The sequence below is a fragment of the Roseivirga sp. AWQ4_251 genome, from assembly GCF_056158225.1.
The window spans coordinates 1,550,577-1,567,641 of the sequence record NZ_JBSWSW010000002.1 but is presented as its reverse complement, the minus strand read 5'-3'; the positions used below and the strand labels follow the sequence as shown (position 1 = coordinate 1,567,641).

Below are 17,065 nucleotides of genomic sequence, written 5' to 3'. Positions count from 1 at the left end.
ATTTTAATCCACATGAGGAAATGCATATTTGCAGCCGTTATTGTCTCAATTGTGAGCTTAACCGCTGCCGCTCAAGAATACAACATTGGGATCAAAGTAGGCCCAACACTTTCATACTCCAACCCTTCGACTGATGGCGATACCAATTTCAACTCCAACGGTGTGTCGGTTAAGTTTTTACTTGGAGGCTTTGTAGATTATAAGTTTCAAGAAAATTACTACTTCAGCTTTGGAGTAAATTACGCTTCGAAAAATGTAGATATCGAGGCCCGCTCCACGCAAAGTATTTCAACCCGATTAGGCTATTCGCAATTCGACCAAGAGTTTATTCAAGTGCCGCTGCTATTGAAACTTTACACCAACGAAGTGATTTTAGACACTAAAGTATATTTCAACTTTGGTTTTATACCTGAAATTAGAATCAGCAGCGATGGAAATCCGGATAATGATGACATGATCCGCGAATTCAAAAGTTATGATTTGGCAGGAAATTTTGGTGGAGGGCTTGAAAGAAGCATTGGTGTGAATACACGTGTTTTTGCCGGACTTTCTTACAACCTTGGTTTTATCAATCAAATCAAATCGCAAAACCCAGCTTTTGACGAATTCACGCTTAAAAACAGGCTTTTCGCTTTAGAAATAGGCATTAAGTTTTAAAAATTATAAAGAAGAATGAAAAAGGCCTCGCAGCAACATTGCTACGAGGCCTTTCTATTTTTAGACCATTCGATTCTATTGAGCTACAAAGAATATTGAATTGGCTACAAACAGTTTTCCGTTCTGCCAGAAAGCTCTGAACAAAGGATTGTCCGCCATATAAACAATGGCTCCTCTGCCGTAATTCTCCACACCAAACACCATAGATTTAGCTAAAGATTCTTTCGCTTTATCGCCAGCCACGCCACTGATGTATGAATCGGTACTTTCAATAATACCCACATTTCCACCGCTAGGCAAATAAGCATAACGGCTGCTGTTGTTCTTAATAGTGAAATACTGATCGGCATAACCAAAGGCCATCGGATGAGTATTGTCTACTTTAAGCTTGAAAATTGCGCCAGGCAAACGGAAGCTAGAATACAAGTCGCTTCTATCGGCATATGAAGTAAGTGCTTCTTTCTCCTTCTGCTCATCAGTTTTATTGTTGGCTGCTTTTCTTTCGGCATCCGAAGCGTATGAATCTAAACTGAAGCCATCCTTTCCAGAGAAAGTACTTAGTGCACGTTCTATGGCGATGATTTTTCCGCCTCCACGAACCCAAGATTTTACCTCATCCATTTTGCTTCCGCCCAGAGCTCTTCCATAAGAACCGCTTGGCAAAACCAAAGTATTGTATTTATCTAAATCGATAGAACCGAAATCATCAGTATTTACCATGGTGATTGGGTAATGAAGTTCTTGCTCCATGAAATACCAAAATTCACCAAAGCCCAAAGAGGAAACACCATCGCCTCTCAAAACTAAAATTTTTGGAGCTTTCAAAAACGGAACACCATTAGAACCAAAATCTTTACCTGTTTCAACAAAAGTGGTTGGCGTTGAATATAAGTTTCTGTTCAAATCCTTAGCTGCTTTTTTAACGATATCGTCAAATTTGCTGCCCATGTGCGTATTTCCCTTTCGGGTTATAATTAGTGTTCCTGGCTCGTAAGCATTGCCAGCTACAGCAAATGGTGCTTCAGAAAATCTCAATTTGATATCATTCTTAAGCAGTTCGGCCAAGAATTTTGCATCTTCCAAAGATTCCCACTTCAGCAAATAAGCTGCTGGTTTGCCACTTGCATCTATTGTGGCTTGAGGCACTTGGTAAGCTTGAGGAGTAACGTCAATTTTAGCTTCAGTAGCGTAAGCTTCCAATCCGAACATATAAGGAATTGCCCATGCAGTAATGTCATAAGTATCGGTAATGCTGGCAAAAGTATTAGGCTCAAATAAAGCCTGGACCAACACCGCCTTTGGCTGATAAGCGCTGATTACTATATCTCCGTTTTGCGAACTTACATTTCCGGTTTTTCCAGTTTTATAGTCAAATGCAGAAACCGGCTTTTTTACTTGGCCAACACCATATTCAATTTTTTGAGCGTCTAATAGCTCAGTAAGTCTTTTCAGTTTATCCGGGTGATTAGTGCCTCTTACAATGTAAGTTTTGAACTTAGATTTAGGATTGTTTTTGGCTTTGTTGAAATAAGCGGCAAACTCATCCACCATCTTCTCATTGTATTTTGAAGCAGTTTCAACCGTAGACATACCCGTTGTAAAATGGTGGGCAATGGCGTCTGAAAGCTTCAAAGTGTCACCTTCATCGGTAAGAATGCCCAAATCGCTACTTCCCTGCTCATATGTCATTCCAATGGCTCCATTGTACATTGGGTACGAATCGCCATACGAAGGATAAAGCATGTCGAAGCTTTCTTTGGTGAAGAACAACCAACCGTTTTCGTCAAAATACTTAGCGTGGTTTTTACCGATGATATCCTGAAAATCTCTTTGCCATTGAGTTACTTGCTCGTGAATAGGCTCGGCAGCAGGCGCAAAATAATAAGGGCTGTTGCTGCCCTGCTCGTGAAAATCTACATGAATATGAGGCATAATAGTATTATAGAGCTTCATACGTTGTTGCGATTCAATTTGTGTTTGCCAAGCCCAGTCACGGTTCAAGTCGAATAAATAATGATTCGCTCTACCCCCTGGCCACGGCTCATGATGTTCTGCAGCATCAGGATTTGGGTTTGGCGTAGTTCCTGCCACTTGATTGATCCAGTTGCTGTATCTGTCTCTACCATCAGGGTTGATACATGGATCCATAATCACCACTGTGTTTTTCAACCACTCTTTAGATTTTGCATTGCCAGGGCGAACAAGCTCATACAAAGTCTTCATAGCCGTTTCGGTAGAATTAGCTTCGTTGCCATGAACATTATAGCTTAACCAAACAATCCCGATTTTTTCAGCTGAAGGTTCGCCTTCCATCAAACCTGTTCTTTTCAAGTTATCGGTTCTAATTTGCTCCCACTTGTCGATGTTAGCTTGAGAAGAAACGTAAGCCACTACCAAAGGGCGCAATTCGTTGGTTTCTCCATATTTCTGCAACTTCACATTGCCCAATTGGCCGGCAATATATTCGTAGTAGTCAACAACTTTATAGTTGGGAGTAAACCTAGTTCCTAATTCGTAGCCCAAAAATTCATCAGGGCTTTTCAGGCTTTGAGCCTGGATTAAAAATGTAGAAAAAGCCAAGAGTAAAAGGCCGTAGAGTATTCTTTTCATATAGTTAGTATTAAGCGTGAGGAATTTAACGCAATTTGACTAGCCCTCAAAGCTGAATAGGCTAACTGGGCCGGCCTATCATACAAATGGAAATAGGTAATAGAGATGTTATGAGATAAACCTTGATATCTTTTAAAAACTATTTCACAGGAACCACTTTCATTTTATAAAAAGTAATCAAATCAGGCTCTTCTTCCAGATCATTGATATTTTGACGTGCCCAAAGGTATCCGTCATTGTCAGATATATTAAAATATGATATTTTATTGGGAAGCCTCAAATCCGCATTCATTCTCTTCCCATCTTTTAGAATCAAGTATTTTTTGTAGTCAAGCTTTCTAAGCTGGTCTCGAAAGTCTGGAGATTCAACATCAAACTCTTCTATTTTAGACCTTTTAATACCAGAAGTGTAAATGACAACATCCATATCGCCAACGTGAAATACCTTTTCAATCCTCCCGCTTCTGTCGCCAGGTTGCCCCTGTTCTTTAAGCCCAGCTTGTCCCATGGTATATCCATCAAAAGGAATGAAACTATCGAAGGGGATTGAAACTTTACTCAAGGTTTTTCCATCGGGCACTGAAAGTTCGTAAAGCGTTGTATCGCTCTCAAAAGCATAATAAAAGCTGTGATCCTTCAGGTCGAAAATCGGGCGCAGAAAATAAAAGGCTCTTCCACTGGTTAAAAATCGGCTTTCACTATCAAGTTTTGCCACAGGCTTATATACAAGAGAAGACGTATCATTCAGGTTCAAATTTTCATCGGAAGCCAAATATGGATCCAGCACATCGAAAATGGTAAAGTCTTGATAGAACTCTTCGGTTAATGGAGAATTTTCAGAATGCGGGCCAAAATAAGCTACCAAACGATTATGATCTTCACCTTTTAATTCCATCAAATGATTGCTGCCTAAATAAATCATACCCGACTGTATGCCGTTTACCCTTGTAGATTTTCTCACATTGAAATCAGAATCGTAGGTTTTTACACGCAAATGGCCCATCAAAGCAAAACCGTCTTCATAAAATTCAGCCGAAAGAACATATGAACCCACTCCTTCCGGAGAATCTGCTGGCTTGTCCATTTTCTTCAAAATCTCGCCCTTTGCATTCAACACATACACTACCGGAGGATCGGATTGAATGGCTAAAATATCGCCTGTTTTATCGTTAACATCCATCACATTCAACCCCTGAGAAAACAGATCTACTTGAACAGAATCAACAATTTGTAATTCGTAATTGCCTACTACGGCTTCCGCTTTTTCGGATGAATTACCACAAGCTGAGAGGAAAAGCACAAGAATAAAAAGTGAAAAAAGCTTTTTCATAAAAAATCACCTAAGAAATTAAATCATTTCAAGATAACAGTCTTTAGTTTTAAACCCATGCTTTCAGTCACTTAACTCGTTGACAAATAGCATAACTTTGCCCCTAAGTGATGAATGAGCAAAAATACTTCTTGGCTGTTATTCCTCCGGAAGCCATTTGTAAGAAAATAGAAGAGATTAAAGCGCATTTTGCTGGAGTTTATGCAAGCAAGGGCGCTTTGCGTTCTCCGGCTCATATCACTGTGCACATGCCCTTTCTTTGGAAAGAAAATAAGGAAGATCAACTTTTCGAGTATTTGGAAAAAGCTCCAAAACCTATTCCGTTTAGCCTTAAGCTTAACGGGTTTGGCGCATTTGCTCCCAAGACCATTTTTATCAAAAATGATTATTCTGAAAGCCTAATGGACTTTCAAAAACAGCTAATCAAATACACTTGGCGCCAAATGCAGCTGTTTAATGGCAATCATAATCGAGGGTTTAATCCTCACATTACTGTGGCTTTTCGAGATTTAAAAAAGCCTGCTTTTGAACAGGCTTGGCAGGAATTTGAGTCAAAAACCTTTGAAGCTGAGTTTACCGTTAGCTCCTTCTGGCTTTTAAAACATAATGGAAAAGTCTGGGAGCTATTCCGAGAATTTAAATTTCATTAAACTCTATTCCGTTTTCAACTTACCCAAAAGGCCATTTGGCTTAAGCAGTTCTACGTAATCCGTAAGTTTCAACTCCAGTTCCGTTGCGCCCATTGATCGCGGACCTATTTCATAAGGATTATAGTAAAAAAGCAAGCTCTTATCGATGATGGCGAAGTTTTCGTTCAACGAAAATTTTCCTTCATCAAAAAAGTAACCTTCATCTTCAAGCGATCTTTCTGGTGGAATTTGTTTGTCCATTCTGAATTCAATCTCAGCCAAATCATTCAGTTCCTTTTCATAACCTTTCACCAAAAAGTCATTCAGCGTGATCACTTTACCAGATTTTAAATCGTAGCTGCGATACACTTGGTAAGAACTTGGATGCGCGCCTCCGGTATAAGAAAAAATAGTTGAAGCTGTACTGATAAAGGTTGAATCTTGATAAATGATATCGGAGCTAATTTCCAACAACCAACCTGCTTTATAATCTGGATTTTCTTTCAAAAACTTATCATAAGCCGTACTCATTTCTTCAATCAGCAAGTCAAAATCATCTTTAGGCTCGTTGATAAAGGCGTACTTCAGAATTTCCTTTTCAATATGAAGGTTAATGGTGTCGAGCGCTTGTTCAGAAGCTCCTGATTTGATGACAGGATATTGAATATCGATGCTCAAACAGCGTTCACCACTTTCCTGATCGGTGCATGGGCCTTTAAATTCCTTCACTTCTTGCAGCTGGTAAGTAACAAAAGTAGCCTTCGGAATATCTAATGAATATTCAGCAGATTTTTGCTCTTCTTTTGAGCCAAAGGAACAGCTAAAGGTTAAGGCCAAAAAGCTTAAAAAGGCGAGTTGTCGCATTAATCGAATTTAAAAGTGTGTGAAATTTCTCTTTTGTTAAGCTTATAACTCTTAAGCTGGCCATTTGCTTTAAAATGAACGATGTTTTCTTGATCAGGGAAAGTTTCTACCAACAACGTATTGGCAACATCGGCTTGTTCAATGCTTTTTATTCCCTTCACTTCAATGTAGCACCAGCGAGCATCGCCTTCTAATTCGCTCCCCAAATAATTGAAAGAAACATCTTTTCCGTCTACCGTAATAAAAAGCTTTGCCTTAATGTAAGAGCCAATCAAACTATCCAGTTTTTGCAGGTTATCGGGCTTATAAGTATCGATGTAATCTATTTTATGGAACTTCTGAAGGCCCGTGGCCAGGTCGTCCATAAATAGGCGTTGACTAATTTGTAAAGCATTGGTTTCAGGGTCGTGTTCTATATCGCAAACACTTACGTGAAATGGGTGAAAACTCCAAAAAAGGCTTAAGATCACCGTATATAAAAGCTTTGTAGGCATGGCTAGTTCTTTTGTATGCGCTTCAAAAATTAAGTTTTATAATTGCAAAGCTAAATGAAAATCCTTCAGGGCATCGTCTTAATTATAAATGGATCAGTTTAAACTTTATTTCCAGCTAGGCTACGAACATATATTAGATGTAAACGGTTTTGATCACATTCTTTTTGTGGTAGCGCTTTGTGCCATTTACCTGATTCAAGACTGGCGAAAAGTATTGATTCTTATCACGGCTTTTACCATTGGGCATTCCATTACACTTGCATTAAGCACTTTCCAACTGGTCAATTTCCGTACCGATATTATTGAGTTTCTAATTCCCGTAACCATTTTCATTACGGCCTTCAGTAATATTTTAAGAAAGCAAAACAGCATTAAGCCGTCTGCCCTAAACCTTAACTATTTCTTCGCCCTATTCTTTGGGTTGATTCACGGGCTTGGGTTTTCTAATTATTTAAAGAGCCTTTTAGGCAGAAATGAAAGCATTGTCACTCAATTGCTAGCCTTTAACTTAGGTTTAGAATTGGGCCAAATTATAATAGTAGCATTCTTTATGATTATCTCTTTTGTATTCATTGGTCTTTTCAATGTGGCTAAAAGAGACTGGAACATGGTCATTTCATCGGCCATTGCCGGAATAGCCATCACTTTGATGATGAGCACAAAATTCTGGTAATTCATAAAAAGTCTGGGGAGAGACTTAGCCTTTTTCAAAAAGGTATCATGTATTTTAGCAATTAAACCTCGGGGTACCGGGGTTAACTTTATAAGCAAACTAACCATTAGATATGAAAAGAGTACTTTTTGTAGTGGCTGCCTTTGCATTAATTTCTGGCCAAGCCATGGCCCAAGTTATCAATAGCAACCACGGTAAGAGGTTTGAACAGTTGGAGCGTATGTTGCGCGACCCAAGTGTTTACCGAACAGCTTCAGGAGCTCCTGGACACAAGTATTGGCAGCAAAGAGCTGACTATGTAATTGAAGCAGAGTTGGACGACAACAACCAGAGACTAACTGGTTCTGAAACGATTACCTATTACAACAACTCTCCTGATCCATTGGATTACCTTTGGATTTCGCTTGACGAAAACGTAAGACAGCCTGATAATCCTTCATACAAATGGGATGAAAGCAGCATCAGAAACAGAATGTCTTATGGTCAAATTCAGTCATTGAATGGCCACAACAACGATTGGGGTTTTCATATAACTGAAGTTTCTGACGCCAAAGGAAATGCTTTAACACATACCATCAACGAAACCATGATGCGTATCGATTTGGCTTCTCCTTTAAAGCCAGGCGCCAAAATGGTATTCAACATCAAATGGTGGTATAACACAACCCCTCGTAGCGAATCTGGTGCTCGTGGTGGTTATGAGTATTTTCCAGAAGATGGAAACTACATTTACACCATTACTGGCTGGTACCCAAGAATGGCCGTTTACTCAGACTTCCAAGGATGGAATAACAAACAATTCACTGGCCGTGGAGAGTTTGCGCTTACATTCGGAAACTTTGATGTAAAAATGACAGTGCCTAACGACCACGTTGTAGGATCTACTGGTGTTCTTCAAAACGCAAACAACATTCTTTCTGCTGAGCAGAAAAAGAGATGGGAAGAGGCCAAAAAATCGCTTGTTGACCCTGTTGAAATTGTAACCTTGGAAGAAGCAAAAGCAGCTGAGCAAGGCAAACCAACTGGCAAAAACACTTGGCACTACAAAGCAGAAAACGTTCGTGACTTTGCATGGACTTCTTCTAGAAAATTTGTTTGGGATGCTATGGCGGTAGATATCGAAGGTCGTTCAGACAGACCAATGGCAATGTCTTACTACGCTAAAGAAGCTTATGGCATCTATTCTCGCTACTCTACTAAAGCTGTAGCGCATACACTAAAAACGTATTCTAAATACACAATTCCTTATCCTTACCCAGTAGCTATCTCTGTAGAAGCTTCTAACGGAATGGAGTACCCAATGATCTGTTTCAACTACGGCCGTACTTTACCTGACGGAACCTATTCAGAATCTACCAAATGGGGAGCGATTGGTGTAATTATTCATGAAGTGGGTCACAACTTCTTCCCAATGATTGTAAACTCTGATGAACGTCAGTGGACATGGATGGATGAAGGTTTGAACACTTTCGTGCAGTACTTAACTGAGCAAGAATTTGATGAGAATTACCCTTCAAGAAGAGGCCCAGCTCATAAAATCGCGCCTTATATGGCATTGCCAATCGATCAGTTAGAGCCAATCATGACTAACTCTGAAAACATTGTAGGTTTCGGTAATAACGCTTATGCAAAAGCAGCTACCGGACTTAACATTTTGAGAGAAACCATCATGGGTCGTGAGCTTTTCGATTTTGCGTTTAAAGAATATGCGCAACGTTGGGCCTTCAAACACCCAACTCCAGACGATCTTTTCAGAACTCTAGAAGATGCTTCTGCAGTAGATATCGATTGGTTTATCAGAGGCTGGTATTTCACCATTGAGCATACCGACATTGCGATTGACAATGTGAAATGGTTCAAACTAGATACTAAAAACCCTGACGTTGAAAACCCAAGAATGAAAACTGAAGCTACCGAAGCTGATTTTGACGTTCGTAAGGAGAAAAACAAAGAAGAGGGAATGAGCTATTATGCCGCAAGAGATAAAGGCTTACAAGATTTCTACTACTCTTATGATGAATTTGCTGTAACCGATGATGCAAGAAAAAGCTTATCAGCGTTTCACTGCTTCGTTGAGCGATGAGGAAAAAGCATTGTTGGGCGACAACAAAAACTTCTACGAAATCGACTTCTCAAACAAAGGTGGTTTGGTAATGCCAATCATTATTGAGTGGACTTATGCCGATGGCAGCACAGAAATTGAGAAAATTCCTGCTTACATCTGGAGAAAGAATGAAGACCACGTTACCAAAGCATTCATGAAGAATAAAGAGGTAGTTCAAATTAGAATCGACCCTAAGCGTGAAACTGCTGATACGGACGAAAGCAACAACTACTTCCCAAGAGTAAATAAGCCATCAAGATTTGAATTGTTCAAAGGTTTTGGTGGAGGAGCTAGAGGCCAATCATTTGGTTCTAATCCAATGCAAAAAGCAAACGGAGGAAATTAATTTTCTCTTCTAAACAAATTGAAAAAAGCCTCAGTGATCGGATGATCACTGAGGCTTTTTTGTTTTCATCCCTTAAAGCTTTACCCTGTTCCTTCTATTGAAAAATAGGTTCAACATAACTGAACATTATAATTATCAAAGGGTTGGTTAGGCAAAGCCTAATATTGGACTAAGCTTAATAATAGCAATGAACTTAAAAAACCAATTGATATGAAAAGACACGCAACAGCCGTTTGGCAAGGCAGTGGAAAAGAAGGCAAAGGCCATTTAACCACACAAAGTTCAACGTTAAATCAGACACAATACTCGTTCAATTCGCGATTTGCAGAAGGTACAGGAACCAACCCTGAAGAGCTAATTGCCGCGGCCCACGCAGGTTGTTTTACCATGAAGCTTTCTTTCAATTTGGGAGAAGCGGGTTTCACCCCTGATGAACTAGAAACCAAGTGTAAAATCAGTTTGGAAGATGGCACCGTTACACTTTTGCACCTTACTTTGAAAGCTAAAGTACCCGGCATTGAGAAGGCTAAATTTGATGAACTGGTTAAAGATGCTGAAGAAAATTGCCCGATTTCTAAATTACTAGACACTAAAATTGAGGTTGAATCTACCTTAGAAAACTAAGAGGCACTTGAAAAAAATAAACCCTCCAAAGATAGCTGCAAAACCTCAGGCTACTTTTGGAGGGTTAAACTTCTTTATAGCTTATCAAGCACTTAATTTCTTATAACCTGAAGGAGGTTTTCTATACGCATAATAGCTCATCACTACTTCCATCGCCTTTCTCATGGCCATATTAATAGGCATAAGCTTGGTGCCCAATTCAGGATCAATACTTCTTAACCTGAAGTAGTAATCACTCATCATAGGCACTGTATTCTCCTGCTGCATTTCAAGCGTTAAACGCTCAACTTTTTCCGCTTGAGATTCCTTAATAGTTTTACAGGTAACAAACTTTGGACTTCCATTTTTATCGCGCATCGCAGAAAAACCAAATAATCTGCAAATCAAGCCTCTATACATATATTCTCCGCAAAAGCCTTTCTCAGAGCTCCCAATTACAGGACTAAATACGGCACACGCAGGATTACTTCTTTCCAGCAAATCATCGTAAGCCTTATCGAGCTGTTTGTTCACTAATAAATTGAAAGCTAAAGGCAAAAATTCAAGAGGTGTGGCTTCAATTTCAGCTTTGAAACAGCACTTTCCGCAGCCAGAAACACAGCCAATTCCGCTGGTTTGGCGGAAACTACTCATATGGTTGTCGAGGGCCGCAAAAACTTTTTCTACCGCCTTCACTTTTCGGATAACCGACATGATTTCGGCCGCAAATGTAGATTTAATTATGATCGGTTGTATATCGAGAATCTTCAGAAATCGACAAATAACATATAACGATTTCTTGTCTATTCAGCGAACCGAATTACTTTAAAAACTTAAGATAACGTGTTTGTCTGGGTATATGAAGGACCTAAGCTTATAAGTTCCAGACTTCTTCGCTCTTCCATCAAAAAGCTCATAAAACAGATGGATTAACCCGCTAATTTCCGACTGAAATTACCTTGAAAACCCACCTGCCGTTCAATCCTCAGTTTTCAGGATTCATTCTAAATATCAAAATTCCATAAACTTTGACCCGAAATTCTCAAACGATTGCGCTTTCAATCGGTTTGATTATTTATGGCTTAACGGGATATGCCTAACTTCTTGGTTCAACCCTATCACAAAACTACGCAAAGTAAAAATGCAGAAAAGACACACTTACGACCTCGGAATGATTGGAAATGGCTCATTCAACGCCTTAATCGGAATGAACACCAACATTAAATGGATGTGTCTGCCGAGGTTCGATAGCTCTTTTATTTTTGGGAGTTTAATGGATGAAGAAAAAGGTGGAGATTTCAGTATTTGCCCTATTAATGGAGAAAGTAAATACCGCCAATACTATCAAGAAAATACCAATGTGTTGGTTACGGAAGTGGAAACAGAAGACGGAAAATACCGCGTTACGGATTTTGCGCCTCGTTTTTTCCAGCATGACCGCTACTACCGCCCAACCCAGTTAATGCGCAAGGTAGAACCTCTTTCAGGTTCGCCAACCATTCAGGTTCGCTGTAACCCGAAAGGCGAATACGGTGAAAAAACCCTCACCAAAGAACGCGGAAGCAGCCATATTCGCTTTCACGGCTTGGAAGAACCTCTTCGATTAACCACAAACATTCCTCTAAGCTATATTATTGACGAACAGCCCTTTGTGCTTTCTCAAACCATGTATTTGATTCTGTCATATGGAGCTCCTTTTGAGGCTGCACTACAAGAAACCGTAGAAAGTTTTCTTACCAAAACGGTAAACTACTGGAGGCTTTGGGTGAAGTCGACCAGTATTAGAGGCCGCTTTCAAAAAGAAGTTATCCGATCTTCATTAGCACTAAAAATCATGCAATATGAGGATACAGGAGGTATAATTGCTGCCCCAACTACCTCACTCTCGGAGTTTCCAAACTCTACTCGAAACTGGGATTACCGCTATTGCTGGATGCGCGATGCTTATTATACGCTTTCGGCCTTTTCAAATATTGGTCACTTTGAAGAAATGGAGAAGTACTTTCAGTACATCACCAATATTATTCTGAAAAAGAAAGACCGCATTCAGCCGCTTTATTCCATTACAGGAGAACCTCAGCTTATCGAAAAGGAACTTCCTTTGGCTGGCTACCTAAAAAATGTACCCGTTCGCATTGGTAACGATGCTTATACACACATTCAAAATGATGTGTATGGTCAGATTATGCTGACCATTCTGCCTGTATATGACGACCGAAGATTTATTCTAGACGAAAGGGCTGACTCGCATTTATTGCTCAGCCACCTAACAACTTACATAGAAAAAACCATTGATGAATTGGATGCTGGTATCTGGGAATTCAGAGGCAGAGAGCAGCAACATGCCTACACCAACCTATTCCAATGGGCGGGCGCTTCGGCCATTGCAAAAGTGGCCAAAAGCAGAGGTTATCAAGAAATTTATGATAAAGCCATTGCCTTACAGAAGAAAGCTTCAGTGAAAATTGAAGAATGCTACGAAGAGGAAAGAGGCGTTTATACACAAGCCAAAGGCGTAAAACATATGGATGCTAGTAATCTTCAGCTTATTCTGATGAACTATTTAGACCCAAGTTCTGAAAGAGCAAAACAGCATTTGAAGGTGATGGAAGATGAGCTTAAAACCAAAGAAGGCTTATTTTATCGATATAAGCATGCCGATGATTTTGGCGAGCCCGAAACCACCTTCCTCATTTGCGGATTCTGGTATTCTGAAGCCTTGGCGGCCGTAGGCCGAACAGATGAAGCCATTGAGGTTTTTGAAAAGCTCTGTTCATACAGCAACCATGTTGGCTTGATGAGCGAAGATATTGCGCCAATGGATGGCGCCATGTGGGGCAACTTTCCTCAAGCCTATAGCCATGTAGGTTTGGTGAATGCCGCCTATCGCATTTACCGAAAAATGGACACTCCGAGTTTTCTGTAAATGAGAAAATAGAAAAGCACCAAGGTTTGAACCTTAGTGCTTTTCTATTTCATTAAGAAACCCTTTTATAAATCGAACAAGTGCTTGTTCAATTTTTGCAGTGCTTCTACTTTAAAATTGCTGTCCGTCAATAAAGAAATATTGTGACGGCTTCCTCCGTAAGAAATCATACGAATAGGAATGCTAGTAAGCGATTCAAAAATATTGTTAACAACACCTTTTCTTTCCGCCACAAAATCGCCCACAACACAAATGATGGTTTGGTTCTGGTCAATTTCTACTGTTCCAAATTTCTCTAATTCAGTAAGAATTTTAGAAAGGTAAGTATCATCATCAATAGTTACAGACACTGCCACCTCAGAAGTCGTAATCATATCGATTGGCGTTCTGTATTTTTCGAAAATCTCAAATACTTTTCTCAAGAAACCATAGGCCAAAAGCATTCTGGAAGACTTGATTTTAATGGCTGTAATGCCATCCTTGGCGGCAATGGCCTTAACGTCTGCGGAATCTGAAGCTGTGCTGATCACAGTCCCTTTAGCTTCAGGCTGCATGGTATTCAATAATTTTACTGTAATGCCCATTTTTTGAGCAGGCCAGATAGAAGCTGGATGCAGAATTTTAGCTCCAAAATAGGCTAACTCAGCTGCTTCATCGAAAGAAAGCTCGGCAATAGGGAAAGTTTTGTCTACCACCCTTGGGTCGTTGTTGTGCATTCCGTCAATGTCAGTCCAAATTTGAACCTCAGAAGCTTCAATTGCCGCACCAACTAAACTGGCAGTATAATCACTTCCTCCACGTTGAAGGTTATCGATTTCGCCTTTATGGTTTTTGCATATATAACCTTGGGTGATAAAGATTGAAGTCCCTTCTTCCTTGGCTAAAATGGCTTTCAGTTTTTGAGAGATTAAATCCAAATCTGGCTCTTCTTCCTCATTGGTTCTCATAAACTCCAAAGCGGGAAGCAGCTTGGCATTTACTCCAATTTCTTCTAAATAAAGAGTGAAAAGCTTGGTAGACATCAGCTCACCTTGTGCAAGAATATCTCTGTTCAACGCCTCGTTAAAGGAGATTCTTAAAGTGATCAACAGAAATTCAAAATGCTCATCAATAACTTCCTTGGCCTTTAGCTGCTGAGTTTCGGTGGAAAGTAACTCTTTATAAAAAGTGTAGTAATGCGCACGAAGCGATTCAATCTTTGTTTTAGCGTCTTCCTTATCGTTTTTGGCCAAAGATTCGCCAATGGATACCAAAGCATTTGTGGTACCTGAAAGAGCCGATAAAACAACAATTTTAGCGTGATCATCTCTCGTGATCAACTGCGCTACTTGGTGCATGCGCTCCGGTTTACCAACCGAAGTTCCCCCGAATTTTAATACTTGCATGAATTTATTCCGAAGTGGTTATAGATATTTTCTTGATTGATTTTGGCCAAAAGTGCCATTTAGAAGCCAAGCATTTTTATGGCCGTAATGGCGGCTTCATCACCTTTATTGCCGTGTTTCCCACCTGCCCTGTCTAAGGCTTGCTTCTGAGTGTTTGGTGTCAACACTCCAAAAATTACAGGTTTATTGAATTTCAAACTGACATTCGTAATGCCGTGCGCAACGGCATCGCAGATAAAATCGAAATGGCGAGTTTCGCCCTGAATAACGCAACCCAGACAAATTACAGCATCAACTTCGGCTTTTTCAGCCATCCATTGGGCTGCCAAAGTAAGTTCAAAGCTACCAGGCACATTTTTTCTTACAATGTTCTCTTTGCTTGCGCCATTCTCCAAAAGCGTTTCGTAAGCTCCTTGGTATAGAGATTCCGTTACCTCTTCGTTCCATTCTGAAACAATAACAGCAAAGGTTTTAGAGCTGATATCGGTAACGTTTTTATTACTGTAGTCACTAAGGTTTTTCTGACTTGAAGCCATTGATAATTCTGTTTTTGATGTAAAAGAAAGTAGGTTGAAAATAAAAAAGGTAAGACCTTTCGACCTTACCTTTTCTGTTAATTTTTCATCAATGCATTAACTACCGGCAAGGCCTTCAAGGCGCGCCTTTTTCTTTCGTGCATTGGTATATTCAGCAGAACCGAAGTGGTTCTCGATAATCTTGTCCAATGGTTTAATTGCAGCTTTGAAGTCATTGTCTTTTTCGTAAGCCAAAGCAGCTTTCAACAAATAACCTGGTGCAAAAAAGTCATCGTCAGCAGAACTTGCTGCTTTTTCGTAAGCGCTTGCAGCATCGCTGTAATTGCCTAATTCCATGTAAGCATCACCTACTAAAGCATTACCTCTGGCCTGAACAAAGTTTTCAGAAGTACTAAAGCTTTCTAAGTAATCCAATGCAAGTTGAGGCTCTTGTTGCTTTAAATAAATAGCACCCGCGTAAAAGTTAGCTAAGTTAGCTGCTTCTGTGCCACCATAAATATCGATGATGCTTAGGAAACCTAAGTTTCTACCATCTCCGTTTAGGGCTAAGTCTAAGCTATCTTGCTCAAAATAATACTGTGCTTGGAACATTTCGCTTTGCGCGTCTGTGTTCTTGCTATTCTTGCTATTGTTAAGAATGAAATAAACGGCAACTACCACGATTATTACCAAACCTGCAATTGCACCAATAAAGCCCACTGGGGTAAGCTCTTTCTTCATTCTATCAATAGAAGAGCCCTCTTTTTTACTCGTACTGTTTACTTCTCCTGAAGTCTGATTCGCCATCTCTTGAAAATTAGGTCGCAAATATAAAGAAATTGTTGAAAAACAAGGGATTAAATCCTATTCCATGATGAACGGATAGTCCTCTTGAACGTACACGTCTTTAAATGCCTCAGAAGGATCAGGATAATTAGATTCTTCAGCAAACTTCACTGACTCTTGAACCTCGTCCTTGATTTTCTTATCGATATCTTTTAATTCTTCTTCTGTAGCCCAATTGTTCTCCAAAATCACAGCTCTTACTTGCTCGATTGGATCACGATCTTTGTATTCAGCTAATTCTTCTTTAGATCTATACTTCGCTGGGTCAGACATTGAGTGGCCTTTGTAACGGTAAGTTCTGAACTCCAACAAAGTTGGGCCATCGCCTCTTCTTGCACGGTCGGCAGCTTCTTCAACAGCAACGTGAACGTTTTCTGGACTCATAGCATCTACAGGAGCAGAAGGCATGTCGTAAGATTCGCCCAAAGTATAAAGCTCAGTTACGTTAGAAGTTCTTTTTACTGAAGTACCCATAGCGTAACCGTTGTTCTCGATTACGAAAATCACTGGCAATTTCCAGGTCATAGCCATGTTCAAAGCTTCGTGGAAAGCACCTTGACGCACAGCACCGTCACCCATCATACAAATACAAAGGTTGCCAGTTTTGTTGTATTTCTCTGCAAAGGCAATACCAGCACCCAATGGCACCTGACCACCTACGATACCATGGCCGCCCATGAAACCACGCTCTTTATCGAACATGTGCATAGAACCACCTTTACCCTTAGAAATACCTGTTTCTTTAGCCATCAATTCAGCCATGATTGCTTTAGGATCGGTACCCAACGCCAATGGCTGACCGTGATCGCGGTAAGCAGTAATCCACTTATCACCTTCTTTCAAAGCAGTTACAGAACCACTTGAACAGGCCTCTTGGCCAATATAAAGGTGACAGAAACCTCTGATTTTTTGTTGTCCGTAAAGCTGTCCAGCTTTTTCTTCGAACCTTCTTTGAAGCAGCATGTTCTCGAACCAGAACATGTAAGTCTCTTTAGAGAACTTAGTAGCCTTCTTTGCTTTTGCTTTCGATGTTGCTTTAGTTGCGGCCATTCGTCAATATATTTGAAGGAAATCGGAGTTTCC

At 40.1% G+C, this 17,065-nt stretch carries 16 protein-coding genes; 7 read left to right on the top strand and 9 right to left on the bottom strand.

Translation table 11 applies throughout. The features are described 5' to 3' along the window. Positions 1-12: 12 nt before the first annotated feature. A complete protein-coding gene (locus tag ACXACJ_RS20770) occupies positions 13-657 on the top strand; it encodes a porin family protein (RefSeq protein WP_475136351.1) in 645 nt (214 codons plus the stop codon). 75 nt (positions 658-732) lie between these two features. Here the strand turns inward: ACXACJ_RS20770 and ACXACJ_RS20765 are convergent, their stop codons facing one another. After that, positions 733-3,267 (bottom strand): M14 family metallopeptidase, encoded by a 2,535-nt coding sequence (locus ACXACJ_RS20765; RefSeq protein WP_475136350.1) that lies wholly within the window; start codon positions 3,265-3,267, stop codon positions 733-735. Positions 3,268-3,406: 139 nt separating this feature from the next. Beyond that, the gene (locus ACXACJ_RS20760) at positions 3,407-4,597 is read right to left on the bottom strand and encodes a putative periplasmic lipoprotein (protein WP_475136349.1); all 1,191 of its coding nucleotides are present in this window, start codon (positions 4,595-4,597) and stop codon (positions 3,407-3,409) included. A 110-nt stretch (positions 4,598-4,707) separates the two neighbouring features. Between ACXACJ_RS20760 and ACXACJ_RS20755 the strand changes: the two genes are divergently transcribed. After that, a complete protein-coding gene (locus ACXACJ_RS20755; RefSeq protein WP_475136348.1) occupies positions 4,708-5,247 on the top strand; it encodes a 2'-5' RNA ligase family protein in 540 nt (179 codons plus the stop codon). A gap of 3 nt (positions 5,248-5,250) precedes the next feature. Here the strand turns inward: ACXACJ_RS20755 and ACXACJ_RS20750 are convergent, their stop codons facing one another. Next, positions 5,251-6,090 (bottom strand): DUF3298 and DUF4163 domain-containing protein, encoded by an 840-nt coding sequence (locus tag ACXACJ_RS20750; protein ID WP_475136347.1) that lies wholly within the window; start codon positions 6,088-6,090, stop codon positions 5,251-5,253. Further along, on the bottom strand, positions 6,090-6,584 hold the full coding sequence (locus tag ACXACJ_RS20745) for a DUF6702 family protein (RefSeq protein ID WP_475136346.1): 495 nt from the start codon (positions 6,582-6,584) through the stop codon (positions 6,090-6,092). The genes ACXACJ_RS20750 and ACXACJ_RS20745 overlap by 1 nt, the downstream gene beginning before the upstream one ends. Before the next feature lie 88 nt (positions 6,585-6,672). Here ACXACJ_RS20745 and ACXACJ_RS20740 point away from each other — a divergent pair, with 88 nt between their 5' ends. From ACXACJ_RS20740 to ACXACJ_RS20725, 4 genes are all read left to right on the top strand, one after another. Then, positions 6,673-7,257 carry a HupE/UreJ family protein gene (locus tag ACXACJ_RS20740; protein ID WP_475136345.1) on the top strand — a complete coding sequence of 195 codons (585 nt, stop codon included), beginning with the start codon at positions 6,673-6,675 and terminating at the stop codon, positions 7,255-7,257. Positions 7,258-7,369: 112 nt separating this feature from the next. Continuing rightward, positions 7,370-9,340: a M1 family metallopeptidase gene (locus tag ACXACJ_RS20735; protein ID WP_475136344.1), complete on the top strand. Its 1,971-nt coding sequence runs from the start codon at positions 7,370-7,372 to the stop codon at positions 9,338-9,340. After that, positions 9,291-9,707: a hypothetical protein gene (locus tag ACXACJ_RS20730; protein ID WP_475136343.1), complete on the top strand. Its 417-nt coding sequence runs from the start codon at positions 9,291-9,293 to the stop codon at positions 9,705-9,707. The genes ACXACJ_RS20735 and ACXACJ_RS20730 overlap by 50 nt, the downstream gene beginning before the upstream one ends. Before the next feature lie 210 nt (positions 9,708-9,917). Then, the gene (locus tag ACXACJ_RS20725; RefSeq protein WP_475136342.1) at positions 9,918-10,331 is read left to right on the top strand and encodes an OsmC family protein; all 414 of its coding nucleotides are present in this window, start codon (positions 9,918-9,920) and stop codon (positions 10,329-10,331) included. An 84-nt stretch (positions 10,332-10,415) separates the two neighbouring features. Here the strand turns inward: ACXACJ_RS20725 and ACXACJ_RS20720 are convergent, their stop codons facing one another. Continuing rightward, positions 10,416-11,024, bottom strand: a complete 609-nt coding sequence (locus ACXACJ_RS20720) for a YkgJ family cysteine cluster protein (protein WP_475136341.1) — start codon at positions 11,022-11,024, stop codon at positions 10,416-10,418. 427 nt (positions 11,025-11,451) lie between these two features. On the opposite strand from ACXACJ_RS20720, the gene ACXACJ_RS20715 reads away from it, so the two are divergent. Continuing rightward, complete coding sequence (locus tag ACXACJ_RS20715) at positions 11,452-13,236, top strand: glycoside hydrolase family 15 protein (RefSeq protein ID WP_475136340.1); 1,785 nt, start codon at positions 11,452-11,454, stop codon at positions 13,234-13,236. A gap of 65 nt (positions 13,237-13,301) precedes the next feature. Here the strand turns inward: ACXACJ_RS20715 and ACXACJ_RS20710 are convergent, their stop codons facing one another. From ACXACJ_RS20710 to pdhA, 4 genes are all read right to left on the bottom strand, one after another. Further along, positions 13,302-14,621 (bottom strand): aspartate kinase, encoded by a 1,320-nt coding sequence (locus ACXACJ_RS20710; protein WP_475136339.1) that lies wholly within the window; start codon positions 14,619-14,621, stop codon positions 13,302-13,304. 59 nt (positions 14,622-14,680) lie between these two features. Beyond that, positions 14,681-15,157 (bottom strand): 6,7-dimethyl-8-ribityllumazine synthase, encoded by a 477-nt coding sequence (gene ribH, locus ACXACJ_RS20705; protein ID WP_475136338.1) that lies wholly within the window; start codon positions 15,155-15,157, stop codon positions 14,681-14,683. Between the two features lie 96 nt (positions 15,158-15,253). Then, a complete protein-coding gene (locus ACXACJ_RS20700) occupies positions 15,254-15,943 on the bottom strand; it encodes a tetratricopeptide repeat protein (RefSeq protein ID WP_475136337.1) in 690 nt (229 codons plus the stop codon). 57 nt (positions 15,944-16,000) lie between these two features. Continuing rightward, positions 16,001-17,032: a pyruvate dehydrogenase (acetyl-transferring) E1 component subunit alpha gene (pdhA, locus tag ACXACJ_RS20695; protein ID WP_475136336.1), complete on the bottom strand. Its 1,032-nt coding sequence runs from the start codon at positions 17,030-17,032 to the stop codon at positions 16,001-16,003. Positions 17,033-17,065: the final 33 nt, after the last annotated feature.

Bases quoted from the DNA above. Each gene is read 5' to 3' on its own strand.
- ACXACJ_RS20770 (WP_475136351.1), top strand. From the start codon at position 13: ATGAGGAAATGCATATTTGCAGCCGTTATTGTCTCAATTGTGAGCTTA.
- ACXACJ_RS20765 (WP_475136350.1), bottom strand. From the start codon at position 3,267: ATGAAAAGAATACTCTACGGCCTTTTACTCTTGGCTTTTTCTACATTT.
- ACXACJ_RS20760 (WP_475136349.1), bottom strand. From the start codon at position 4,597: ATGAAAAAGCTTTTTTCACTTTTTATTCTTGTGCTTTTCCTCTCAGCT.
- ACXACJ_RS20755 (WP_475136348.1), top strand. From the start codon at position 4,708: ATGAATGAGCAAAAATACTTCTTGGCTGTTATTCCTCCGGAAGCCATT.
- ACXACJ_RS20750 (WP_475136347.1), bottom strand. From the start codon at position 6,090: ATGCGACAACTCGCCTTTTTAAGCTTTTTGGCCTTAACCTTTAGCTGT.
- ACXACJ_RS20745 (WP_475136346.1), bottom strand. From the start codon at position 6,584: ATGCCTACAAAGCTTTTATATACGGTGATCTTAAGCCTTTTTTGGAGT.
- ACXACJ_RS20740 (WP_475136345.1), top strand. From the start codon at position 6,673: ATGGATCAGTTTAAACTTTATTTCCAGCTAGGCTACGAACATATATTA.
- ACXACJ_RS20735 (WP_475136344.1), top strand. From the start codon at position 7,370: ATGAAAAGAGTACTTTTTGTAGTGGCTGCCTTTGCATTAATTTCTGGC.
- ACXACJ_RS20730 (WP_475136343.1), top strand. From the start codon at position 9,291: ATGATGCAAGAAAAAGCTTATCAGCGTTTCACTGCTTCGTTGAGCGAT.
- ACXACJ_RS20725 (WP_475136342.1), top strand. From the start codon at position 9,918: ATGAAAAGACACGCAACAGCCGTTTGGCAAGGCAGTGGAAAAGAAGGC.
- ACXACJ_RS20720 (WP_475136341.1), bottom strand. From the start codon at position 11,024: ATGTCGGTTATCCGAAAAGTGAAGGCGGTAGAAAAAGTTTTTGCGGCC.
- ACXACJ_RS20715 (WP_475136340.1), top strand. From the start codon at position 11,452: ATGCAGAAAAGACACACTTACGACCTCGGAATGATTGGAAATGGCTCA.
- ACXACJ_RS20710 (WP_475136339.1), bottom strand. From the start codon at position 14,621: ATGCAAGTATTAAAATTCGGGGGAACTTCGGTTGGTAAACCGGAGCGC.
- ribH (WP_475136338.1), bottom strand. From the start codon at position 15,157: ATGGCTTCAAGTCAGAAAAACCTTAGTGACTACAGTAATAAAAACGTT.
- ACXACJ_RS20700 (WP_475136337.1), bottom strand. From the start codon at position 15,943: ATGGCGAATCAGACTTCAGGAGAAGTAAACAGTACGAGTAAAAAAGAG.
- pdhA (WP_475136336.1), bottom strand. From the start codon at position 17,032: ATGGCCGCAACTAAAGCAACATCGAAAGCAAAAGCAAAGAAGGCTACT.